This is a genomic window from Catellatospora bangladeshensis, assembly GCF_016862575.1.
Taxonomy (GTDB): domain Bacteria; phylum Actinomycetota; class Actinomycetes; order Mycobacteriales; family Micromonosporaceae; genus Catellatospora; species Catellatospora bangladeshensis.
Map to the genome: position 1 here is coordinate 289,984 of NZ_BONF01000005.1, position 23,755 is coordinate 313,738.

Annotated in this window: 15 protein-coding genes and 1 pseudogene; 4 read left to right on the forward strand and 12 right to left on the reverse strand. The window is 72.8% G+C overall.

Annotation, left to right across the window (positions count from 1 at the left end):
- Window positions 1-5: 5 nt before the first annotated feature.
- Together Cba03nite_RS04230 and Cba03nite_RS04235 are read left to right on the forward strand one after the other, a co-directional pair.
- Window positions 6-176, forward strand: a complete 171-nt coding sequence (locus Cba03nite_RS04230; RefSeq protein ID WP_203741954.1) for a hypothetical protein — start codon at window positions 6-8, stop codon at window positions 174-176.
- Complete coding sequence (locus Cba03nite_RS04235; RefSeq protein ID WP_203741956.1) at window positions 173-556, forward strand: type II toxin-antitoxin system death-on-curing family toxin; 384 nt, start codon at window positions 173-175, stop codon at window positions 554-556. Before Cba03nite_RS04230 ends, Cba03nite_RS04235 begins: the two co-directional genes overlap by 4 nt.
- Window positions 557-560: 4 nt before the next feature.
- On the opposite strand, the gene Cba03nite_RS04240 is transcribed toward Cba03nite_RS04235, so the two are convergent.
- Both Cba03nite_RS04240 and Cba03nite_RS04245 read right to left on the reverse strand, forming a co-directional pair.
- The gene (locus Cba03nite_RS04240) at window positions 561-1,244 is read right to left on the reverse strand and encodes a response regulator transcription factor (RefSeq protein WP_120317276.1); all 684 of its coding nucleotides are present in this window, start codon (window positions 1,242-1,244) and stop codon (window positions 561-563) included.
- A 115-nt stretch (window positions 1,245-1,359) separates the two neighbouring features.
- Window positions 1,360-2,619 (reverse strand): annotated as a pseudogene (locus Cba03nite_RS04245) (sensor histidine kinase); the annotation flags it as partial.
- 224 nt (window positions 2,620-2,843) lie between these two features.
- Here Cba03nite_RS04245 and phoU point away from each other — a divergent pair.
- Window positions 2,844-3,482, forward strand: coding sequence for a phosphate signaling complex protein PhoU (phoU, locus tag Cba03nite_RS04250; protein ID WP_203741958.1), 639 nt, complete (start codon window positions 2,844-2,846; stop codon window positions 3,480-3,482).
- A gap of 132 nt (window positions 3,483-3,614) precedes the next feature.
- On the opposite strand, the gene Cba03nite_RS04255 is transcribed toward phoU, so the two are convergent.
- The 9 genes from Cba03nite_RS04255 to Cba03nite_RS04295 all read right to left on the reverse strand — a co-directional run bounded on the left by Cba03nite_RS04255 (window position 3,615) and on the right by Cba03nite_RS04295 (window position 20,765).
- On the reverse strand, window positions 3,615-5,702 hold the full coding sequence (locus tag Cba03nite_RS04255) for an MBL fold metallo-hydrolase (RefSeq protein WP_203741965.1): 2,088 nt from the start codon (window positions 5,700-5,702) through the stop codon (window positions 3,615-3,617).
- Window positions 5,699-11,929 (reverse strand): hypothetical protein, encoded by a 6,231-nt coding sequence (locus tag Cba03nite_RS04260; protein WP_203741967.1) that lies wholly within the window; start codon window positions 11,927-11,929, stop codon window positions 5,699-5,701. Before Cba03nite_RS04260 ends, Cba03nite_RS04255 begins: the two co-directional genes overlap by 4 nt.
- Window positions 11,930-12,133: 204 nt before the next feature.
- On the reverse strand, window positions 12,134-13,078 hold the full coding sequence (locus Cba03nite_RS04265) for a carbohydrate ABC transporter permease (protein ID WP_203741969.1): 945 nt from the start codon (window positions 13,076-13,078) through the stop codon (window positions 12,134-12,136).
- 11 nt (window positions 13,079-13,089) lie between these two features.
- Complete coding sequence (locus Cba03nite_RS04270; protein ID WP_203741971.1) at window positions 13,090-14,079, reverse strand: carbohydrate ABC transporter permease; 990 nt, start codon at window positions 14,077-14,079, stop codon at window positions 13,090-13,092.
- A 103-nt stretch (window positions 14,080-14,182) separates the two neighbouring features.
- Window positions 14,183-15,604 (reverse strand): N-acetylglucosamine/diacetylchitobiose ABC transporter substrate-binding protein, encoded by a 1,422-nt coding sequence (ngcE, locus tag Cba03nite_RS04275; protein ID WP_203741973.1) that lies wholly within the window; start codon window positions 15,602-15,604, stop codon window positions 14,183-14,185.
- Window positions 15,605-15,819: 215 nt separating this feature from the next.
- Window positions 15,820-16,722 (reverse strand): MurR/RpiR family transcriptional regulator, encoded by a 903-nt coding sequence (locus Cba03nite_RS04280; protein ID WP_203741975.1) that lies wholly within the window; start codon window positions 16,720-16,722, stop codon window positions 15,820-15,822.
- Window positions 16,723-16,943: 221 nt separating this feature from the next.
- Entirely contained in the window at window positions 16,944-18,239 is a 1,296-nt protein-coding gene (locus Cba03nite_RS04285) for an MFS transporter (protein ID WP_203741977.1), read from the reverse strand.
- An 8-nt stretch (window positions 18,240-18,247) separates the two neighbouring features.
- A complete protein-coding gene (locus tag Cba03nite_RS04290; RefSeq protein WP_239125461.1) occupies window positions 18,248-19,450 on the reverse strand; it encodes an MDR family MFS transporter in 1,203 nt (400 codons plus the stop codon).
- 61 nt (window positions 19,451-19,511) lie between these two features.
- Window positions 19,512-20,765 (reverse strand): MDR family MFS transporter, encoded by a 1,254-nt coding sequence (locus tag Cba03nite_RS04295; RefSeq protein ID WP_203741981.1) that lies wholly within the window; start codon window positions 20,763-20,765, stop codon window positions 19,512-19,514.
- Between the two features lie 145 nt (window positions 20,766-20,910).
- Here Cba03nite_RS04295 and Cba03nite_RS04300 point away from each other — a divergent pair, with 145 nt between their 5' ends.
- Window positions 20,911-21,657, forward strand: coding sequence for a phosphoglyceromutase (locus tag Cba03nite_RS04300; protein WP_203741983.1), 747 nt, complete (start codon window positions 20,911-20,913; stop codon window positions 21,655-21,657).
- A 405-nt stretch (window positions 21,658-22,062) separates the two neighbouring features.
- Here Cba03nite_RS04300 and Cba03nite_RS04305 read toward each other — a convergent pair whose 3' ends face one another.
- A complete protein-coding gene (locus tag Cba03nite_RS04305; protein WP_203741985.1) occupies window positions 22,063-23,721 on the reverse strand; it encodes a helix-turn-helix transcriptional regulator in 1,659 nt (552 codons plus the stop codon).
- Window positions 23,722-23,755 lie beyond the last annotated feature (34 nt).

Below are 23,755 nucleotides of genomic sequence, written 5' to 3' on the forward strand. Positions count from 1 at the left end.
TCAGCATGAGCGAGGAGCAGGTGCGCCGGGCCCCGGCGCCGCCGGACGTACATGACGAGGAGCGCCTCGCCGCGCTGGACGACCTGTCGGGCGAGCCGGGACCGGAGGGCTTCGCCGCGGCCGTCGACGAGATCGTCTCCGTGCACACCGACCTGCTGGCCCGGCTGGCCCAGTGAGCGAGGTCTACGTCCCGACGTACGCCGACGTGCTGGCGATCGCCGGGCGGCTCGGGGTCGCCGTACGCGATCCGGGCCTGGTCGAGTCTGCGGTGGCCCGCCCGCGCAGCACCGCCTTCGGCACGGAGATGTATCCGGACCTGTGGACCAAGGCGGCGGCGCTGCTCCAGTCGCTGACCCGCAACCATCCGTTCGTGGACGGCAACAAGCGCATCGGCTGGATCACGGCCACCGCCTTCCTCACCGTCAACGGCGCGGTCAGCCGCCGCCGGCTCGCCGCGCTCGACCAGGACGTCGCGTACGACCTGGTCATCGCCGTGTGCACGGGCGAGCTGCGGGAGATCGAGGACATCGCCCAGGCGCTGCGCGAGCTGTACTGACCGGTCAGGGCTCGAACTTGTAGCCCAGGCCGCGGACGGTGACCAGGTAACGCGGGGTGGACGGCTCGGGCTCGATCTTCGAGCGCAGCCGCTTCACGTGCACGTCCAGCGTCTTGGTGTCGCCGACGTAGTCGGCACCCCACACCCGGTCGATCAGCTGGCCGCGGGTCAGCACCCGGCCCGCGTTGCGCAGCAGCAGCTCCAGCAGCTCGAACTCCTTCAGCGGCAGCTGCACCGGGGCGCCGTCCACGGTCACCACGTGCCGCTCCACGTCCATCCGCACCGGCCCGGCCGCGAGCGTGCCGCCCGCCACCTCGACCACGTCGGTGGTCTGGCGGCGCAGCACCGCGCGGATCCGGGCGACCAGCTCGCGCGGGGAGTACGGCTTGGTCACGTAGTCGTCCGCGCCGATCTCCAGCCCGACCACCTTGTCGATCTCGCTGTCCCGTGCGGTGACCATGATGATCGGCACGTGCGAGCGCTGCCGCAGCTGCCGGCACACCTCGGTGCCGGACATCTCCGGCAGCATCAGGTCCAGCAGCACGATGTCGGCGCCCGTGCGGTCGAACTCGGTGAGCGCGGCGGTGCCGGTCGCCGCGACGGAGACCTCGAAGCCTTCCTTGCGCAGCATGTACGACAGCGCGTCCGAGAACGACTCCTCGTCCTCGACCACCAGTACGCGGGACATCACGCCCACCTTTCGCAGTTGCCAGTCAGCCGGTCTGAGCCGGTCGTGCGGGGTTCGCGGCCGCCGCCGTGGGGTCCACGGCCGGTGTCGCGAGGGTCGGAGCGGGCGCGCCGGGGGACGGCGACGTCTCGATCTCAAAGGAGGCGGGTAGCGGAAGCATCGCCTCCGGGGGTCGGGCGGGTAGCCGCAGGGTGAACGTCGAGCCACCGCCGAGGCGGCTGCGCACGTCGACCCGTCCCCCGTGGTTGGTCGCGATGTGCTTGACGATGGCCAGGCCCAGCCCGGTGCCGCCGGTCGAACGCGAGCGCGCCTGATCGGCCCGGTAGAAGCGCTCGAAGACCCGGTCGAGATCGCCGGGGCCGATGCCGATGCCCTGGTCGGAGACGCTGATGTCGACCCGGTCCCCCTCGGCCAGCGCGCTGACCACGACCGCCGACTGCTCGTGCGAGTAGGCCACCGCGTTCTCCACCAGGTTGCCCAGCGCGGTCGCGAACTGGTTGTCGTTGCCGTACACGGTCAGCCCGCGGGTGCCCACGGTGACCAGCTCGATGTGCTTGGCGGCCGCGTTCGTGCGGGCCCGGTCCAGCGCCTCGGCGATCACCGCGTCCACCGAGACCGGCTCCGGGTCGGGCAGCCGCTCTGCGCCCTGCAGCCGGGACAGCTCCAGCAGCTCCGAGACGAGCCGGCCCAGCCGGGTGCTCTCCCGCTGGATCCGCTCGGCGAACCGGCGGCTGGCCGCCACGTCCTCGGCGGCCTGGGCCGCCGCCGCCTCCGGGTCGGGCTGCTCGCTCGCCGGTTCGGTCGCGTCCAGCAGCGCCTCGGCCAGCAGCTGCAGCGCGCCGATGGGCGTCTTCAGCTCGTGGCTGACGTTGGCCACGAAGTCACGCCGCACCCGCTCCACGCGGTGCGCGTCGGTCACGTCGACGGCCTCGATCGCCACCAGGCCGCCGCCCACCGCCACCGCGCGCAGGTGCACCCCCAGCGGGGAGTCGGCCAGCTCGCGGCCCCGCGGCAGGTCCAGCTCCACCTCGCGCGGCACGCCCGTGTGGCGGACCTGGCCCGCCAGCGTACGCAGGATCGGGTGCGCACTGATCGCGCCGGGCACCCCGCTGGCCCGCAGCATGCCCATCGCGCGGGCCGCGCGGTTGGCCAGCACCACCTGGTCACCGCCGTCGAGCAGCACCACCCCGACGCGCAGCGCGTCCAGGCTCTTGCGGCCCAGCCCCGCCAGCGGGTCGTTGGACAGGGGCGCCCCGAGACCCGACGGGCCGAGCGCGTTGACCGCGGTGGCGGCCTGCCGGTGGGCGCGCCAGCGGGCGTAGAGCAGGCCCGCGATCAGGCCCAGCACGACGCCCACGGCGACGGCGAGCATGATCGTGCCGCCGCCGGGTGGCGCTGCCAGTGGGTTCACGATGCGATCGTAGGTCAGACCGCTCCCCCAACGTTCCGCCACAATTCAGGTATAACGCGACCAAAACCGGCATTGGTTGCACAGTGTTCACCGTCGCGCCTGCTCTCGTTCACCGATGTTCACCTTACGGCCGTCCGCGCCGCCTACCGTGATCCGCGACCCCCTCCACCGTTCTCAGGAAGTGATCAATGCGCGAGGAGTTCCGTGCCGACCTGCTCGAGGTCGGCCGCCTGCTGGTCTCCATGGCCGAGGCGGTCCGCACCGCGATGAGCGCGGCCACCACCGCCCTGCTCAGCGCCGACAAGGAGGGAGCCGAACGGGTCGTCGCCCGCGACGAGGAGATCAACGCCCTGTTCCGCTCCGTCGAGGACAAGGTCCTGCGCCTGCTCGCCCAGCAGGCCCCCGTCGCCTCCGACCTGCGCATGGTGATCACCTCCCTGCACATCGGCACCGACCTGGAGCGCATGGGCGACCTCGCCGAGCACGTCGCCAAGTCCGCCCTGCGCCGCCACCCCGCGGTCGCCGTGCCCGCGGAGCTGACCTCGATCTTCGGCCAGATGGCCAACGTGGCCGACCGCATCGCCGGCAAGATCACCCTGGTGCTGGCGTCCCGTGACATCGAGCGCGCCGCCGAGCTGGAACGCGACGACGACGCCATGGACGAGCTGGAGAAGGCGCTCTTCGCCAAGCTGCTCGACCAGAGCTGGACGCACGGCGTCGAGTCCGCCGTCGACACCGCGCTGCTGGCCCGCTTCTACGAGCGCTACGCCGACCACGCCGTCAACGCCGGCCGCCACGTCATCTACCTGGTCACCGGCGAGTCCTGACCGTCGCGGCGCGCACCCGCGGCCGCGCCGGGGCGGCGCTGGACGCAAGATCGGCAGTTCGTGTCGGAACCTCGGGCCTGGCCACAGGTTCCGACACGAACCAGCGATCTTCGGCGGGCCGCCGGAGCCCGCTCACGACTGCCAACGCCGGGTCGGCACCACCCGCTTGCCCAGCCGGCCCAGGTGGTCGGCGAACTCGCGCTGCGGTCCGGGCAGCCCGTGCACCAGCATCACCTCGGCCGCGGCGGCGCTGTTGACGATCGAGACCAGCCCCTTGCGGTCGGCGTGGGCCGACAGCCCGAACCTGGCGATCCGGGCCTTGACCTCGATCGTCTCGGTGTCCATCAGGAACCGGGTCTCCTCGCCGTCGGCCAGCGCGAGCAGCGCGGCGCCCGGCGACTCCTCGTCCTGATAACCGGCGAGCAGCAGCGCGGCGGCCGGGTCCGGCAGGATCGACCGGGCCCACTGCACGGCCGGGCCGGCCGTCAGCATCCCCGAGGTGGTGATCACGACGCCGCGCCGGAACGACGCCATCAGCTCCCGGCGGCGGTCGGGCGGGACCTCGCGCACCTGGCCGCCGAAGATGCGCAGCGGGCTGTCGCCGCCCTCGCTCTGCTGCTCGTAGATGCGGGTGATCTGCCGGGCCATCCCGTCGACGAGCACCGGCACGTCCGGCAGGTGCCGCCGCAGGGTCAGCGCCACCTCCTGGGCCCGCCCCAGCGCGAACGCGGGCACCAGCACGCGCCCGCCCGCCGCCACCGTCTCCGCCACCGTGGCGAGGAAGTTCTGCACCTCGAAGGCGCGGGGCGAGCCGCCGGGCCGGCAGTGGGTCGACTCGATGACCAGCAGGTCGGCCCCGCGGGCGGAATCCGCCAGCACGAGGCCCGGCACCGTCGCCTGAGGCTGGTCGGAGACGTCGCCGGTGACCACCACCCGGCTGCTCCCCGCACGGACCACCACACCCGCGGCGCCCAGGATGTGCCCCGCCGGGAACAGCTCCACGGTCACCCCGTCGTGCACCTCGACCTCGGTGCCGAACTCCGCGGTCCGGATGCCGCGCCGGGCCGCGCCCGCCTCGATGGGGCCGTACGGCAGCGCGGCCGCCACGCCCGCGGCCAGCTCCGCCCGCCGGGCCCGCTCGAACACCTTCACCGAGTCGGCCCACATCGTCGGCAGCAGCGCCGCGGTGTCCGGCGTGCAGATGACGGGCAGCGCCGGGTGGTCGGCCAGCAGCGCCGGCACGTAGCCCGCGTGATCGTTGTGCGCGTGGGTGACCACGACCGCGTCGATCCGCCCGGCCCGCGCGACGGCGATCTCCGGCGGCCCGACCTCGCTCAGCAGCTGGCGCGAGCGGAGTCCGGCGTCGACGAGGATGCGTACGTCGCCGACCTCCACGAGCATGCACGACCCGCCGATGTCGGTGCCCCCGCCCAGCGGGACGAGCGAGATGTCCCTGCGCCGGGTCCGCGCCGGAGGCGGCGGCGACGGGACCCGCATCGCATCGAGCACCGCGAGGAACGCGCCGGGGTCGACGCCCGCCGTCGCCAGTGCCCCGGTCAGCCGCGAGGTCACCTGCTCGGCGCCCTCCCCCCGCTGCTCCCGCTCGCGCGGGTCGCCGTCCGGCGGGGCCGGCCGCGCGGCGCGGGCCAGCACGTCCGCCGCGTGCAGCAGGTCACCGCCGCGCCGGCGCTCCACCTCCAGCTGCGCGCGCAGCGACTCGATGACGGCGAGCGCCTCGTCGCGATCGGTGAGCGCGGCCTCCAGCTCCTGCCGGGCGGCGTCCCGCTCCCGGGTGGCCCACTCCAGGCGTCCCCTGGCCAGGTCGCGCGCCGCCTTCACCTCCGCGAGGGTGCGCGCGGCCCGCTCCGCCCGGCGCTCGTCGACGGTCGGCGCGGGTTTCGGGGCCGGTCGCACCTGCGCCGGCACGAGCGCCCGGGGATCGACGGCGAGCCGCACCGCCGCCTGCTCCGCCACCGCCGGGTCGGGCCCGGTGAGGTCCCGCAGCAGCGCATGGTCGGCCGCCAGGTCAGCCGCATACCGCTCCGCGAGTTCGCCGCGCAGCGTCCCGGCCCGCGCGATGACCAGCAGCAGGTCCGACCGGTTCGCCTCCGCGAACCGTTTGCGGTCGATGCCCCGGCCCGCGTAGGCGGGCGTGGCCAGCACCTGACCCGCCGCCTCCTCGACGAGCACGGCCAGCAGGCGGTGCGTGGTCCGGCTCACCGCGCGGCCGCCCGGGTGGCCGCCGCCATCACCGGCTCCACCAGCAGCTTGCCGTCCTCGGTGCTGGCCACGAGCAGCCCGAGCGTACGCAGAACGTCCACCACGTCGCCCAGCCCGCGGTAGCCGAGCGCCACCAGCCCGGCGGCGCGCAGCACGGCCGCCGCCGGGTCCTCCGACTCCGCGTGCATCGCGAGATACTCGGCGACCTCCTGCGGATCGGCCTGCTCGTCGGCCAGCTCACGGACCAGGAAGCGCCAGGCCTCGTGCAGCACCTCGTCGGCCCGCGCGCCGGAGGCGGCGACGAGCTCGTCGGCGCGCGCCGGATCGGACAGGTGCAGCCGCAGGCCGCCGAGCGGGTCGACCCGGGCGTCGCCGTCCTGGTCGCGGGACAGGTCCTCGGCGACCTTGTTCACGTTCATCGGCCAGCCGCCGGTCATGGTGAGCAGCTCGTTGCGGGAGGCGTCGTCCTGGAACGGCAGGGTGGTCTCGGTGAGCCACAACCGCAGGTCCGTCTCCTCGTAGCGGCGCAGCCCGGTCAGGCCGGACGAGGCGTCGGACTCGTCGGCGACGGTCGGCCATACCGCGGCCTGCCTCGGGCTGGTCACCAGGACGATGCCCAGCGTCCCCCCGGAGTGGGCGGCGATGAGCTCCCGGGCGGTGCGCCAGGTGGTCCGGGCCACCTGCGGGGTGGCCGTCTTGAGGTCGACGACCACGACGGCGTGCCCACCGGCGGCGAGCATGGTGGCCTGCTGGCACTCGTGCGCGATGTTCGTCGGGGTGGCCTCACGCAGCTGGCTGCGCCGCACCCCGGTGATCGTGTCGTGCTCGTCGCGCATGGCCCGGATGCAACGCTCCATGGTCAGCGCCGCCGAGCCGGCGATCATACGGACCTGGCTCCGCGGCGACAGCAGGTCCGCGATCTGCTGGGAGGTCAGCGGGCCGCGGGTGGGGCCAGTGCCGAACGGCGGGCGCAGCAGGCTTCCGTCGAAGCTCTGCGGCAGCGGCATCGAGTGCGCCTGATCCAGGAACTCGTCCACCTCCTCGCGCGAGCCGAGCAGGTCGAGCACGTTCGGCGTACGCAGCCGGTACCGGCCGCTGGCGTACGACAGCACGCCCAGGTCGACGCACTCGTCGAGCAGCGCCCGGAACTCGCCGGACCGCACGTTCTCCGCGGCGAACCCCTGCGGCCACCACTGCTCGCATTCGGCGCGCAGCACGGCCGCCGGCAGCGCCGAGCCCGCACCGTTCGCGTGCGCGTGGAAGGCCACGCTGTAGGCGATGACCTTGTACCGCAGGTCCAGGTTCAGCGTCCAGTCGAAACGTTTGCGGAACGCCGTCCGCAGGCTGTCGTCGGCCCATACCGTCTCGACGTCGCCGTCGGTGACGTTCTGCGGCGGGGCGTCCGCGGCCAGCGGCACCCGCTGCAGGTTGCGCAGCAGCTGCGCCCCGAAGAGCTGGATCAGCGCGGGCTGGTTGTTGGCCAGGGCCAGCACCCGGGGCGCGTGATCCTGGTCGCCGAAGCGGTAGCCGAGCGCGTGCAGCGGTTTGGTCAGCAGATCGTAGGCCGCCTGCGGCGCGAGCGGGCCGACGCAGACCGGATCCCCGAAGTGGGCCAGCGGATGGTTCACCAGGCGCTCGAAGCGGGCCGTCTGGTGCAGGCCGGCGAAGACCACCTTCACCGATCGCATGGTGCGCTCCATCAGCTCCTTGAACTGGGTGACGTTGGTGAACCGGCCCTCGGCCGCATCGGCGTCCAGGAAGAAGTCCGACTCGTCCAGCAGCAGCAGGAGCTGGCGGCCCGGCCGGGCCGCGATCCAGGCGGCCACCTGCCTGATCAGCGCGGGGGCCAGCTCACCGGCGGGCACCTCGCCCGAGACGATGCCCTTCTCGGCGAGGCTCGGCCACAGCGTCGACCACACCGCGTCAGCCGGCACGGCCTGACCGACCTTGTAGATGGAGAGGTAGACGGCGTGCCGCGACACGTTGTCGTCGAACTCCCGCGCCGCGGCCCGCAGCAGCGCCGACTTTCCGAGCTGGCGGCCGCCGTAGACGATGCAGGACCCCATCATGTCCACGACCTTGTCGCGCTCCTCGGCCCGCCCGTAGAACATCTCCTGGGGGACGAGCCCGGCGACGTCGGGGGTGAACGGCGTGGCGGAGGTGAACGGCAGCGAGACGGCCATGGTGGTGTCGCGGCTCGGCTCCGGCTGCGCGACGAGGTACGCGAACGCCGCCTCGTCGATCACCGCGGTGACCGGCAGCCGGCGCCCGCCGCTGCCGCCGCGGAACTCCGTGGCCAGCTCACGGCGTGCGTTCACGCCGAGCGTGCCGAAGTAGAGCACCAGCACGGAGTGGTCGGTCGGCTCGCTGCGCAGCAGCTCGATCAGCTCGGACGCGGTGGGCGAGCGCCACACCGCGAGCAGCCGGAGCGTATCCCCCGACGGGCTGATCGCGCTGCCGAACGCCGGGATGACGGCATTGCCGGCGGTCGCGCGGACGCCGGTGAGGTGCATCCAGTAGGAGCGTCCGGCAGTCTGGCCGCGACGGCCGGTGGGGGGCGTGTTGGCGCCTTCCACGAAGAAGCCGAGCCGCTCCAGCACCTCCTTGACGCCACCGAGTTTCGCGTCCAGCGCCCGCACCTGCGCCAGCGCCGTCCACTGGCTGATGCTGCTTGCGGCCCCCCGGGCCCGGATCTGGGAGACGTCGATCCCGGCGCCGGCCAGCGCCTCGCCCAGCGGACCGGTCGCGGGATTGCGTCCCTCGTCGATGGCCTGCTTCAACTCGGTCAGGAGCGCGGTGGTCGGGGCCTTTCCGGTGGAACCCGCGAAGAGGGCGGGGAAGACCGGGTGGAACAGCCGCAGGTGGTCCACGTCGTCGTGCGGTCCGGGCAGCTCGCGCCCGCTGCGCACGGTCTCCAGGTACTCGTTGGCGGTGGTGAGGTCGCCGTCGTCGATCCGGCTGGCGACCCGGGCAACCGCGGCGGCCGGAATCTCGGCCTCCCGGAGCTGGTCGCGGGCGGTCTCGACGGCCGCCCGCGCCTTGTCGGCCCGGTCTTGCTCGATCCGGGCGACGTCGGTCAGCATCGCGTCGTAGTCCCGCCGGGTGCCGCGCGTGCCCGAGGTGTGCTCCCGCACCCGCGACGAGAGGTCGGCCCAGTCGTCGGCGCTCAGCCGGCCGTAGCGGCGGTCGGCGTCGATGCGGGTGGCCGTGCCCAGCGCGAGCTGGTCCAGGCGCTCGGCCGAGGCCGCCACGGCCCGCTCCCGCGCGGCCGACAGCCGCTGCGCGAGCTGGGGATCGTCCGCCCGCAGGACGTCGATGAGGATCTGCGTGCCCACCTGGTCGTGCCGGGCCGAGCGTTGCTCGAAGGCCCGGTTCCAGCCCGCCTCGCCGTCGTTCAGCGCGTCCATGGCGGCCGCGATGTCGTGCGGCGTCGGCGGGCGCGACGGCTCCAGGGACGGCGCGATGGGCAGCTGGGGTGCCAGCGCCAGCTGGCCGTGGATGAGCCGGTCCGCTGCCAGCTCGGCGCCGCGCAGGGTGGTCTTTCCGTCGAGCAGCTCCAGCGACTCGGTGAGCAGCGCGAGGCCCGCCGCGGTGGCCGCGTCCCGGGCCGGCTGGCCGGTGTGCGCGAACGCCGCGAGCTGGTCCAGAGCCTGCTCGCGGATGCCGTTCACCCGGGACCGCAGCTCCGCCATCGGGTCCGCCATCCACGTGCCCGCGGCCGGGGGGCGGGTGAGGTTCTCGGTCGCCTCCACCCACTTGGTGAGCAGGTCGGTGACGTCCGCGGTCCACTCAAGGATCTTGCCGCGGGCCTTGGCCTCGATGCGCTGGCGCCGCTTCGCGGACGAGGAGCGGCGCGTGTCCTGGTCCAGCGCCGCCTCCAGGACCGATTTGGACCTCAGCTCCCGCACCCGCTCCCGCACGACCGCGAGGTCGTCGAGGCTGCGCGAGCCGCTCGCGACGATGGTCAGTGGTGCGCCGAGGAAGCCGCCGGCCGCCATCCACAGCTGCCACAGCTCGGTCGCGGCCGCGTACCGGATGGTGCGGGACGGCCCGGACAGCAGCATCTCCCGCGCCGCACCGGTCAGCGCCGCGTGCTCGGCCTCGGCGCCGGCCGCCTCCGCCACCGCGTCGGTGCTGCGCGCCGTCAGGTAGGCGCCGCTGTAGATCGCGTTGAGCAGCGCCTCGGTCAGCTCCTCGACCGCCGCGCCCGCCTTGTTGATGCCGGGGGTGACGTCGCGCAGCGGCCCGGCGGCGCCCGCCGTCGGCGACAGCAGGCCCGCCCGCACCGACGCGGCGTACACCAGCATCTGCATGTCCGGGCGGTCGCTGAGCGCATCGGCGTCTAGCTGCCGTGCGGTGTCCGCGAACGCCGCGGCGTTGGACCCGGCCGAGCTGCGCATCGCCACGGCGTGCGCGGCGAGCCGGTGCGCCGCCACCACCGCGGCGGGCGCCTCCTGCGCCTGCATCAGCCACGAGGCGAGGACGAACCGCCCTTCGGCCAGCAGCCGCACGTGCAGGGATTCGGCGTCGGGCGGGGCTCCCGGACCGGCGGCGTCGTCGGCCGCGGTCACCTCGTCGGCCGGGCCGCCCACCGGCACGGGGACGGTCAGCTGGAGTCCGGCGAGGACCTCCTCAAGGCTCGCCGCCGGGAGGGCCGCCGTCTCCGCCGCGAAACGCGGCGCGGGCACCTTTGCCGACGTTCCGGCCGGTGACTGCGCAAGGGGACCGGCCGCGACGACGTCGTCCGCCGTGCCACCGTCCGCCACGCCGGTGTCCGGCACCGCCGTTTCCTGCGGCGCGGTGTCCCGCGGCGAGGCGTCCTGCGGCGCGGGTGCGTCGTCCGGCACGGCCCCGCCGTCCGGCACAGGGCCGCCGTCCGGCACGGGTTCCCCGTCGTCGGCAAGGCTGAGGCCGCCGGATGCCACGTGCATGATGAGCAGGGACGCGACCGGCAGGTCCCGCTGCACGGTGCGGGCCAGCTCGGTGACCCGCTGCGGGTCGCGGCCGCCGATCTCGATCGCCGTCAGCAGGGCGTCGAGCCCGGCCAGGACGGCCGGATCGGCGCTCGCGTCGACCGACGCGGCGAGCTCGGCCACCTGACGCGCCTCGTTGGCCACGTACTCCGGGGCGCGCAGCGAGGTCAGCCGCCGGACCCGGGCCACCTGGCCCAGGGAGTCCATCGCCGCGGACAGCTCGTCGAGCCGCAGCCGTGCCTCGTCGAGCGTCTGCGGCGCGGGCTCCTGGGTGACCACCGCCACCTTCTCGAAGAACGCGTTCAGGTTGTCCACGAACCGGCCCACCCGCGCCAGGTCGCCCTCGGCGGGCAGGCGGCCGGCGTCGACGGCCTCCACCAGGCCCGGCAGGACGTCGGCGCGGATCTCGCCGAGCGCGTCCGTCACGACGTCGCACAGCGCGGCGAGATCGCCCACGTCCTCCGGCGACACCTCCTGCCCGTGCGAGCCGTTGCCCCAGGCTGCCGGCGTCCGCCCGACGCCCACCCCGGTGTCCGGCGGCACGGCCGCATGCTCGTCCGGCCGCGCGGGCTCCACGGCGGCCGCCCAGCCGTGCTGGAGTTCGGACACGACGTCCACCAGGCGGCCGAGCGGTTCCGGCCGCTCGGGAAGCAGCCGGTGCCGTTGCCGCAGCCGGGCCCACGTGGCGCGCACCGCGGCCAGCGTGTCCGGGCTCCAGCCCGCGGGTGGTTCGGCGACCAGCCAGCCCAGCGCGGCCACCGCGCCGACGTGCGCCTTGGCCACCATCACCGACCACACCCCGGCCCGCACCGCGGGCGTGTATCCGAACGAACCCGCGTCCAGCAGCAGCGCAAGCACGTCGTGCGTGGCGAGGAAGGCCAGCGCACCGGCGTCCGCGCGGAGCACCGCGGCCAGCTCCTCCTCGGTGAAGCAGCAGGTCAACGCCGTGTTCACGGCCCCGACCCGAAGCGCGTCGAAGAGGATCTGCTCGGCGAGCCCTTCCGGGGCGCGCACCAGCCTGATGCGCAGGGACTGGGCGAGCAGGGAGGGCGAGGCGCCCGTGCGGACCTTCAGCTGCTGCTGGATCCAGGACAGCTCGGCGGCGGGCAGGCGGCGCAGCTCGTCGGCGAACTCGGGGCCGCCGATACCGAGCGCGGCCGACTTGGCCAGCCGCAGCGGGCGCAGCTCGCGTACGTCGTGCTCGTTCAGGATCGGCGTCTCCGGGCTGGGGAGGAAGCGTGCTTCCGGGTCCACGTCCGCTCTGCCCACAATGACCTCCCGATCGCCGGTGCCGCGCCGAAGCCCTTGTCTACCATGTGAATCGCGAGAAATGTGCGCCGCGTCACACATCAGCGACGCGGCCCGGCGACCCTCCGGGGCTCTGACGGACAGCCCCTCCACAACGGAGGAGCGGCACCCGCCGCGATGGCGGATGCCGCTCCTGGAGATCGGCCGGCGCTACTTGAGGGTGGCGCCGGTGAGGCCGGCCTGGACCTGGCGGTGGAAGACCAGGTACACGGCGAGGATCGGCAGCATGGCGATGGTCATGCCGGCGAACAGGCGGGCGAAGTCCGTCTCGTAACGGGCGTTGGTGGCCAGCTCCAGCAGGCCCTGCGTGAGCAGCCGCTTGTCCTCGTCCTTCATGATCACCGTGGGCAGGATGAACTGGTTCCACTGGCCGATCACGTTGAAGATGCCGATGCCGATCAGGCCGGGCTTGGCCATCGGCATCATCACCTGGAAGAACAGCCGCACGTGCCCGGCCCCGTCGACCGACGCGGCCTCCGCGATGCTGCTCGGCAGCGTACGGAAGAACGCGTGCAGGAAGAAGATCGTGAACGGCAGCGAGTACGCGACGTACACCAGGATCAGGCCGAGGTGGGTGTTGAGGCCGATGACCTCGACCAGCCCGAGCGCCTTGGCGACCTTCTCCACGGTCAGGTAGAGCGGCAGGATGCCCAGGTAGATCGGCATGGTCAGACCGGCGATGAACATCCAGTACACGGCCCGGTTGCCGCGGAACGGGTAGCGGGCCAGCACGTACGCCGCCATGGAACCCAGCAGCATGGTGAGCGTGACGCCGCCGATCAGCACGACGATCGTGTTGATGAAGAACTCGCCGATGTGGCCCTTGGTCCAGGCGCGGCCGAAGGCGCCCCAGAGCCACTGCTCGGGCAGGCCCAGCGGGTCGTTGATGATCTCGGTGTCGGTCTTGAACGACTGGATGACGGCCCAGAGCAGCGGGATGGTGACCAGGGCGCCCCAGAGGAACAGGAAGCCGTGCGAGAAGACGTTGAAGACCCGGCCTTCGTCCGAGGGCGGCTTGGCCTGCCCCGTCGCCTTGGACGGCGCGGCGGGGGGTGCGGGCGTCGCGGGCGCTTCGGTGGTCGCGAGGTGAGACATGGCGTTGCCCCTCAGAACTCGAGCTTGTCGCGGCTGCGGGTGACCCGCAGCTGCACCGCGGCGAGCAGCAGGGTCAGGATGGCGATGGAGACGCCCATGGCGCAGGCGAACGCGAAGGAGTCGAACCGCGACGGCCGGAAGGCGTTCGACATCATGTACGAGCTCATCACCTGGCTGGCGTCGTTCGGGCCGCCGCCGCCGGGGCCGGGCGTCATGCCGACCACGAGGGCGTAGAAGTCGAGCGCGGCGATGCCGAGGTAGACCCAGGCGACGGAGACGTGCTCGCGCAGCAGCGGCAGGGTGACCCGGAAGAACGTCTGCACGCGGGTGGCGCCGTCGAGCGTCGCCGCCTCGAAGATGTCCTTGGGGATCGACTGCATCGCCGCGGAGAACAGGACGAGGTAGAAGCCGACGCCGCCCCAGATCGCGATCAGGATCAGGCAGACCAGGACGACGGGCGCCTCGAAGGTGAAGTTGCCGATGGTGATCGGCGGGAACACCGACTCGCCCTCGGCCAGGAACATCAGCGGCTTGTCCTTCTCGACGAGGCCCATCGCCATCAGCAGCGAGTTGATGAGGCCGCCGTCGTTGCTCTGGAACACCCGGCGCCAGATGACGGCGACGATGGCGATGGAGAGCACCTGCGGGAAGAAGAAGATGAACTTGTAGACCGAGGAGCCGCGGACACCGCGCACGCCTGCCTTGTCGCCGCGCCCGCCGACGTTGAGCATGAAGGCGAAGAACAGGGCCAGCAGGATCGTGACGACCGGGAAGACCGTCAGCACCACGACGTTGTGGCCGAGCGCCTTCAGGAAGACCTCGTCTTCGAAGAGCTCCACGTAGTTGCCGAAGCCGACGTACGCGAAGTCCGGGCTGAAGCCCGAGAAGTCGGTGACGGAGTAGTACGCCGTCTGGGCGTACGGATACAGCACGTACACCGCGTACAGCAGGATCGGGGCGAAGAGGAACCCTGTGATGAAGCGGGCTCTGCCGAACGACATGGCGGTAGTCCTTAACCGGCGACTTCGGAGGGAGGGGCGGGGCCGGAGGTCCGGCCCCGCCCGTTCACGCTGGTCCGCCGCTGGCGGCGGCCCGGACGTCAGATCAGGAGGCCTTCTGCTTCACGATCTTGTCGTCCTTCGCCACCTCGTCGGCGGCCTTCTGCACGGCGTCCATGAACTTCTCGGCGCTGCTCTTGCCGGCGGCCAGGTCGGTCGCGGCCGCGAACACCGCGTTCTGCAGCGGGGTGTACCAGCCGCCGTAACGCCAGTTGATGACCTCGGTGGCCGCGGCAGCGACCTTGGAGGCCGACGTCAGGGCGCTGGAGATGGTGAGGCCGTCGGCCGCACCCTTCACCACGGGCAGCGACTTGGTGAGCTCGGCGAACTTGCGGGCCTGCTCCTTGCCCAGCATCATGCGCAGGAACTCGAGGCCACCGGCCTGGTTCTTGGCCTTGGTGGGGACGACGAAGCCCTCACCGGGGGCCGCGTGCACGGCGCCGTACTTGGCCTTGTCCGAGCCGGACAGGTCCCACGGCGGCGCGACGGCCAGCTTGACCGACGCCGGCAGGGTCTTGGCCATCTCGCCCTCGAGCCAGGAGCCGCACCAGATGAACAGCGCCTTGCCGTCGAGCACGGCCTGCTGCGTGGTGGTGTGGTCGAGACCGGCGGCGCCGGCCTGGATCCAGCCCTTGCTCGCCATCTCGGCGATGCGCTCGGCCGCGACCTTGACCGCGTCCTGCTTCCACGCGTTCGGCTCCAGGTTGTCGATCTTGAGGATCGCCTCCTTGCCGCCGACCTTGTAGATCCACTCCGAGATCACGTTGTGGATGTACCAGGGGTGGATGCCCTGGAAGGTGTACGCCGCGATGCCCTTGGCCTTGGCGGCCTCGGCCAGCGTGGTGAACTCCTCCCACGTCTTCGGCACGGTCCAGCCGTTCTTGGCGAACAGCGCCTCGTCGTACCAGTGGCCGTAGATGGAGTACGCGTAGTTCAGCGTGTACATCTTGCCGTTGAAGGTGCCCTCCTCAACGACGCCGGCGACCAGGGTGTCCTTCACCTTGACGGCCGGGTCGTCGAACGAGCCCGCCTCCAGCAGCTGGGTCAGGTCGGTCAGCTGGCCGCCCTGCACCACCGGGCCGACCGGGATGGTCTCCGGCGACGAGTTGTTCAGCACGTCCGGCGGGTTGCCGCCGTAGAAGCGCGGCTGGTAGTCGGTGAGGATGGTCTTCGAGAACTTCAGCTCGACCTTGCTGCCCGGGAACTTCTTCTCGTAGGCGGCAACGTCGAACTTGGCGTAGTCCTCGCCGAAGCCGCCGTTGAAGAACGCGACCTCGAGCGGCTGCTTGTCACCGACGCCGAACGGGTTGGCCTCGGTCTTCTCGCCGGTGGTGCCACCCTCGCCGTCCTCGCTGGCGCAGGCGGCCAGCGCGCTCATGGCGGGGGCGGCGAGCAGACCGGCGGCAGCGGCCCGGCGCAGCAGGGTGCGGCGGTTCAGCTCCGACGGGCTGTCGGGAGTTACGGTCATGACAATCTCCTCGTACGAGATATCGCGGCGCGTCGGGCCCATCCGGCGCGTCGCTGCACTTGGATCTGGTGTTGCGCCCCGGTGGATCCGGGAGACGTCACGCCCGTGGGCGTGACCAGATGCCGCAGCGTTGCGTCGCTTGACGTCGCCGCGTCAACCGGCGCCAATGCGCCGGAATCTGTGGGACGGCGCAGGGCCGTCAGGGTGGAGAGCACTCACACCACCTCCCGGAGGCGGTGCCCGGCGACCGCCTGGGCGGTGCGCTGGAACGCCGCGTGCGCACGCTCGTGGGTGCGCTGCGCGACGGCGATGTAGAGCAGGTCGAGCACGACCAGCTGCGGGTGCCGGGCCGAGAGCGAGTCCGGCCGGAAGGTGGTGGCCTGCGTCGCCGTGGTCAGCACGACGTCGGCGACGTCGGCCAGCGGCGAGCGGGGGAAGCTGGTCAGCGCCACTGTGGTCGCGCCGCGGCTGCCGGCCTCGGCGACCATCTCGATGGTCTCCCGGGTCTGCCCGGAGTGGCTGATGCCGAGCGCCACGTCGCCGGCGCGCAGCAGCGCGGCGCTGGCCAGCCCGTTGTGCACGTCCGGCCAGGACCAGGCGGCGATCCCGATGCGGTGCAGCGAGAACTGCATCTCGGCGCCGACCAGGGCGGAGCCCGAGGCGCCGTAGATGTCGACCCGCTCGGCGGCGGCGATCGCGTCGGCGGCCCGCTCGACCTCGGCCAGGTCGGTCATCGCGGCGGTGTCCTGCATGGCGCGGGTGTCGGCGGCCATGATCTGGCCGAGCACGCGCTCCAGCGGGTCGCCGGGCTCGATCTCGCGTCCGATGTCGACGACCCAGCCCGCCGAGCGGGCGGCGCGGCCGGTCTCGCCCGCGATGGCCAGCCGCAGGTCGGCGTACCCCTCGAAGCCGACCGCCCGGCAGAACCGGGTGATGGTGGCGGGCGAGGTGTGCGAGCGCTCGGCCAGCTCGACGATCGTGGCCCGGGAGGCCCCGGCCGGGTCGGTCAGCACCTGCTCGGCGACGCGCCGCAGGGCGCCGGTGAACTCCGGGAGTTTGGCGCGGAGACGGGCGAGCACGCTGTCCGTGCCTGCCGTCGGGAACGCGCCTTTTTCCACGGTCGTCAACCTCTTTTAGGAAGGAGTGTTAACTGTATGTGGAAAGAATTCTTACTTAATTTGGCGCTGTGTCAACAGTCACGTTGGCTGTTTTCAAACCGTTACTTTGCGACATCGGTCGATGGGATTAGGCCCCCATCAGCCATTCGGCGGAGCCGATGTCATCCGGTTATCAGAGACCGCCCGCTCAGCAACGGCGCGGGCGCGAAGGTGTTGCGGCGTCAGGCGAGCGCCGGTTCCGCCGTCGTTTGTGGCGTGACGTCGACCCGGCGGATCTGCGCCGCCCGCGCCTCGCGCCGGCGGGCCGCCAGGAGGTGCCCGAGCGCCCCCGCCAGACCCAGCGCACCGCACAGCAGCCAGTGCCAGGCGTCGAGGTGTTGCAGGCTCCAGCCGCCCAGCGACGGCGCGACGAAGCCCGCCGCCGGGAACACCAGGAAGAACACGCCCTGATACCGGCCGCGCAGCGCGGTCGGCGCCAGCTCGGCGATGATCGATGCGTTCGGCGGCGCGGCGAGCATCTGCCCGACGGTCCACACCGACGCCGCGGCCAGGTAGATCCACAGCCGGTCGGCTAGGAACACGGCGCTGTAGCCGACCGCCAGCAGCACGAACGCCGCCGAGAGCACGACCGCGTGGCGGCGCGCCCCGATCAGCCGGGGCACGAACAGCTGCCCCACCACGATCATCGCGCCGCCCAGCGAGACGACCATGCCGTACGCCGACGGCCGCAGCCCGTCGCCCTCCATGGCCAGCTGCAGGATCGACTGCCCCTGCATGGTGAGCAGGGCCAGGATGAAGGTCAGCCCGACGAACGTCAGGAACACCCGGTCCCGCAGCACCACCCCGAGCCCGCCCGGCGCGGGACGGTCCGCGGCGTGCGGCGTGCGGGCCCGGTTGATCGGGAACAGCCGCCGCGGCCCGGCGACCTCGGTGCGGTCGCGGCGCAGCGTCTCCGGTACGAGCCGCCAGACCAGCACCGCCGTAACCGCGGTCATGGTCGCGTCGATGAGGAACAGCGCCAGGAAGCTGAACTCGGCGATCACACCGGCCAGCGCCGCCGCCACCGCACCGCCCATGTTGAACGCCCAGAACTGCAGGTTGAAGGCCCGCGAACGGTCCTGCTCGGGCAGCACGTCGACCACCGCGGCGACGGTGGCCGGGCCGGGCAGCGAGTGGGCCAGGCCGGTGGCCGCCGCCAGCACCGCGATCAGCCAGATCGGCCGGGCCAGGCCCAGTCCGACCATCAGCACCGCCGCCGTGCAGGTGCCCGCGAGGTAGGTCGCCTTGCGGCCCCAGCGGTCGGCGAGCACGCCGCCGAGCAGGGTGCCGCCCGCGCCGCCCGCGCCGTACGCACCCGTGACCAGCCCGGCCACGGCCAGCGTGGTGCCCCGGGCGGTGGTCAGGTACGTCGGGAGCAGCAGCAGGCCGAACGCGCCCACCCGGTTCACCAGCATCGCCGAGAACAGCATCCAGAAGGTGCGGGGCAGCCCGCCCACGGTCTGGCGTACGAACCTCATCGCCGTCCTCACATCGCCTGCAGTGCCGCCGCCCGCCGCTCGCGGGCCGGCCCCGACCAGAGTTGTCCCAGGGCCGCGACGACGGCGATGGCGCCGCAGCTCAACCAGAGCACCTCGTTGCCGAGATGCTGCTGCACGTATCCGCCCAGCACCGGCGCGGCGAACCCGGCCACCGACCACGACAGCGACATCACACCCTGGTAGCGCCCGCGCATGGCGGCCGGGGACAGCGCCGCGGTCAGCGTCGAGTTCGAGGGAGAGTTCAGCATCTCGCCGACGGTCCACACCAGCACCGTCACCGCGTAGAACAGCGCCGTATCGGCGAACGCGGTCAGCGCGAAGCCGAACCCGATGATCAGCGACGCCGCGGCGAGCACCTTCGAGCGGTCGTACGACCTGATCAGCTTGGGGATGAACAGCTGCCCGCCCACGATCAGCACCCCGTTGAGCGCGATGACCAGGCCGTACTGCTGCGCCGAGATGCCGTCGCGGGTCATCGCGATGGGCAGCGTCGACAGGTGCTGCATGAACACGAAGGCGATCAGCACGTTGAGCGTGACGAACCCGAGGAACACCCGGTCGCCGAGCACCGCGCCCAGTCCGGCCCGCTCCAGCGGCGCGTGCGGGGCGGCGGCGGGCCGCTCCCGCCGCGGCTCGCGCACCTTGAGCAGGATGAACAGGAACGGCGCCAGCGCGCTCGCCGCGTCCAGCAGGAAGATCAGCCTCGGGTCGGCCGAGGCCACCAGGCCCGCCAGCATCGCCGCCACGGCGAAGCCCACGTTGACGGCCCAGTAGTTCAGCGTGAACGCGCGCAGCCGGTCGCGCTCGGGCACCACGTCGACCATCAGCGCCTGGAACGCGGGCCGGGCGCTCTCGGCGACCACGCCGAACAGGAACGTCAGCGGCGCGATCACCCAGAAGCCCCGCGCGAAGCCGAGCGACACGAGCAGCGCCACCGCGCCGAGGTGCGCGACGAGCAGGGTGGGCCGGCGCCCGATCCGGTCCGCCGCGACGCCCCCGGCCAGCGTGCCCACGGCACCACCGGCCGCCCAGAGCCCGAGCACCAGACCCGACTGCGACGGGCTGAACCCCTGCACCGTGGTCAGGTAGATCGTCAGGTAGATGACGACGAACCCGCCCGCCCGGTTGATCAGCGTCCCGACCCACAGGTACCAGAACGTCGCGGGCAGCCCACCGGCCGTCTCCCGCAACCAGCCCCGGAGCCTGCCGTCGGCGCCGGGCCTGGCCGCCCGCGGTCCGGCGGCGGGAGAGTCAGGCTGCGGCGGGGGCAAGGTTCGCTCCCTCGGTGGCGGCGGGCCTGGGCTCCAGGAGGGCACGGGCGCGGCGTTCGCGGACGGGGCCGCTGAGCAACTGGCCGAGCGCGACCACCACGCCGAGCGCGGCCAGCACCAGCCACAGGGTGGCGGGCGGGGCGTGCTCCAGCAGCAGGCCGCCGAAGATCGGGGCGAAGAAGTTGGCCGCGGTGAAGCCCATCGAGGCCACGCCCTGGTAGCGGCCGCGCATCTCGGGCCGGGACAGGTCGGCGATCAGGGTGCCGTTGACGGGCGCGTTGAGCATCTCGCCCGCGGTCCACACCACCACGGTCAGCATCAGCAGCGGCACGGTGCCCGCGATCGCGACCGCGCCCATGCCCAGGCCGACCAGCAGCGCCGACAGGGCCAGCACCCGGCTGCGGTCGCGCCCGGCGAGCAGCTTCGGCACGAACAGCTGGAAGGCGACGATCATGATGCCGTTGACCGCGATCACCGTGCCGTAGTCGGCGGCGTCCATCCCGCGCTGGTGCATCGCGATCGGGATCAGCTTGCAAGCCTCGATGATGATCCACAGGCCGAGGTTGAGCAGCACGAACAGCATGAACACGCGGTCGCGCAGGACCGTCACGATGCTGCCCTCGACCGGTGCCCTTCCGGGCACCGCGCTGCGCACAGGCTGCGTCTCGGGCACCCGCCAGAACACGATCGCGGCCATCATCAGCTGCGCCGCCGCGTTCAGCAGGAACACGGTCAGGTGCGGGGTCCGCGACAGCACGCCGGCCAGCACCGCGGCGCAGGAGAAGCCCAGGTTGATCGCCCAGTAGTTGAGGTTCATGCCGCGCAGCCGCATGGTCGGGCCGAGCACGTCGACCATGGTCGCGGAGAAGGCGGGGCGGCCCAGGCCGTTCCAGAAGCCGTACACGGTGGCCAGCGCCGCGACCGCGAGCGGCTGGAACACGAAGCCGAGCACGATCGCCGTGGCGGCCAGCGCGACGTTGGACACCAGCAGCGTGGACCGGCGGCCCCAGCGGTCGGCCAGCACGCCCCCGGCCAGCGAGCCGAGCGCCATGCCACCGCCGAACAGGCCCAGCACCAGACCGGCGAAGGCCGGGGAGAAGCCGTACTCGACCACCATGTGGATCTCGAGGTACAGCATGACGAACGCGCCGGTGCGGTTGATCAGAGTGCCGGTCCACAGATACCAGAAGGTCTTCGGTAGTCCACCCGCCGTCTGCGCCAGCCAGCCCCGCACGCCGCACCCCTGTAATGATTCGAAACCCCGTGGTGCCTTACAACCTAGGGCTCGGGTACGACCGAAGTCACCTCGAATATCACGTGGTGGTCGTCACGTGGGGCTGGTCACAGGGCCTTGACGGCCATCGGGGAGGATGGTCGGCATGGTTGGAACACTGGTGCTGCTGCGGCACGGCTACAGCGAATGGAACGCCAAGAACCTCTTCACCGGCTGGGTCGACGTCGACCTCAACGCCCAGGGAGAGGCCGAGGCGCGCCGCGGCGGCGAGCTGCTCAGGGAAAGCGGGCTGCTGCCCGACGTGGTGCACACCAGCGTGCTGCGTCGCGCCATCCGCACCTCCGAGATCGCGCTCAACGCCGCGGACCGGTCCTGGATCCCGGTCGCCCGCAGCTGGCGGCTCAACGAGCGCCACTACGGCGCCCTGCAGGGCAAGGACAAGAAGCAGACCCTGGAGGCGTACGGCGAGGAGCAGTTCATGCTGTGGCGCCGCTCGTACGACACCCCGCCCCCGCCGATCGCCGACGACGACGAGTTCTCGCAGGTGGGCGACCCACGCTACGCGCAGCTGCCGGACGAGCTGAAGCCGCGCACCGAGTGCCTCAAGGACGTCGTCGCGCGCATGCTGCCGTACTGGTACGACGCGATCATCCCGGACCTGCACGCGGGCCGGACCGTGCTCGTGGTCGCGCACGGCAACTCGCTGCGCGCGCTGGTCAAGCACCTGGACGGGATCTCCGACGAGGCGATCGCCAAGCTGAACATCCCGACCGGCATCCCGCTGCGCTACGACCTGGACGCGAACCTGCGCCCGATCACCCCCGGCGGCACCTACCTCGACCCGGAAGCGGCCGCCGAAGCCGCCGCCGCCGTCGCCAACCAGGGCCGCTGACCCGCTCACCCGGCCGTCCCGGCCGCTTGATCATCCGACTTGCCTGGCACATGGGCCTTCGCGGGCTCAAGATACGCACAGGTGCCAGGCAAGTCGGGCGATCTTGAAGGTCGCGGCGATCCTGGAGGCCGCGACGGGGGCCGGACATGCCGGTGGCCGGCGGCGACGCTCACCCCCGTTAGCGTCGCCGGCCGGCCGACCGGTCTCAGGTGGCGGCCGTCCCCCAACGGCGATGTGCCACCCATCCCCCGGCGCATCACTCGGCGCCACAACCGATAAATGATCAGCTGGGCCATCCCCCGGGTTTCCATCGAGCGATGCGCTTGAAGAAGACGCTACGCCGCTGGTCAAGTGGCCGTCCAGTCATTTGCGAATCTCGTTCGTAACTTTAAGTCACTGGCGCCACTACAGCCCGCTACCGTCTCCCAGCTTCCGGATCAGCTCGATCCGGGTCCGCACGCCGAGCTTGCGGTAGATGCTCGCCAGATGCGTCTCCACGGTGCGCTCGCCCAGCACCAGCGCGCTCGCGATCTCCTTGGCGGGTGTCCCGCGCAGTGCCCAGACCAGCACCTCACGCTCGCGCGCGGTCAGCCCGGCGGGGTTGGCCCGGCCGGGCCCCGCCTTCGGTCCCGTCCAGCGGCGCAGCGCGGCGTCGGCGGCGTCGGCCGCGGCCGGAGCGACCGCCTGCCCCGCCGCGAGCGCCCGCGCGGCCGCCGCGGCGTCCGGAGTGCCGCGCAGCGCGGCCAGCTCCGCCGCGGCACGCAGGGCGTACCAGCGCACCAGCGCCGCGGCGCGCAGGTCGGCCAGCGCCGCGAGCCGCTCCAGCAGCGCCGCCGCGCGGCCGGTCTGGCCACGCCGCACCGCCTCCGCCGCCGCCAGGTCGTACGCCCGCGCCAGCAGCTCCTCGTCGCCCAGCGCGACGGCCTCCCGCACCACCTGGTCCAGCTCGCCGCCGACTGCCAGCAGCGCCTCAGCCACCGCGCGCGGGTCGCCGCCGGTGCGGGCCAGGTCCAGCGCGCGCCGGGCCAGCTCGGGCCGGCCCGTCTCGTACGCCAGCCGGGACATCAGCCGGGCCGCCGCCGAGTGCTGCTCCGGGGGCAGGCCGGTGGCGGGCAGCGTCGCGCACGCGTCCCGGAGCGCGTCCAGCCGGACCGGATCCGGCGGCGGTGCGGCGTCCCCGGCCAGCGCGCCGAGGGTCGGCCGCGGCCCCAGCCCCAGCGCCGCGGCGGCGACCAGGCCGTGATCGCCCGCGCGCAGGCCGAGCCGGATCGCGCCGGTCAGCGAGGCCCGGCCGGCGTCCCTGGCCCCGGCGCCGCTCGCGCCGCGCAGCCGGGCCGTGCCCGCCGCGGCGAGCAGCCGCCCGGACTGCTCCGGCGCCCAGCCCGCCCGGCCCGCGAACAGCGCCGCCTGGGCGAAGTAACCGGCGGCCAGGTCGTACGCGGCGTCCTCCAGCGCGGCCGCGGCGGCGGTGGCCGCGGCGGCCACGGCGGCGTCCAGCCGCTGCCGGCCGCCCAGCGCGGCCGCCTCGGCGGTGTGGTACGCCAGCTCCTGCACGGTGGCCGCGCGGACGCCGCCCAGCGCGCCGAGCCGGGCCAGCACCGCCGCGACGCGTTCGTGCAGCTCGGCACGCTGCCGGGGGCCGAGCGTGTCGTAGCAGACCTCCCGGCCGAGCGCCCGCACGAACGCGTAGACCTGCGGGCCCTGCTCGCGGATCAGTCCCGCGGTGACCCCGTCCTCCAGGCCGCCGAGCACGTCCCCGCCGGGGCATACCCCCTCCAGGATGGCCAGGTCGAACTCGCGGCCGATGACCGCGGCCGCGCCCACCACGGCGCGGCTGTCCGGGCTCAGCGACAGCATCGACACCCTAGCCGGGTCGGCCAGCTCGTCCGGCCAGCGCAGCGGCACCCGGTGCAGCCCGTCCGCGTCGGTGTCCACCTGGTCCAGGATCGCTTCCAGCACTGTCGGGTCCGCGTCGGTGCGCCGCAGCAGCTGCTCCACGAGCCGGGGCGCCACGGGCCGTCCCGCTCGCTGCCGCAGCAGCTCAGCGGCCTGTTGATGGTCCACGACCGCCTCCTGTCTCCGGGTCGGTACGCAGCAG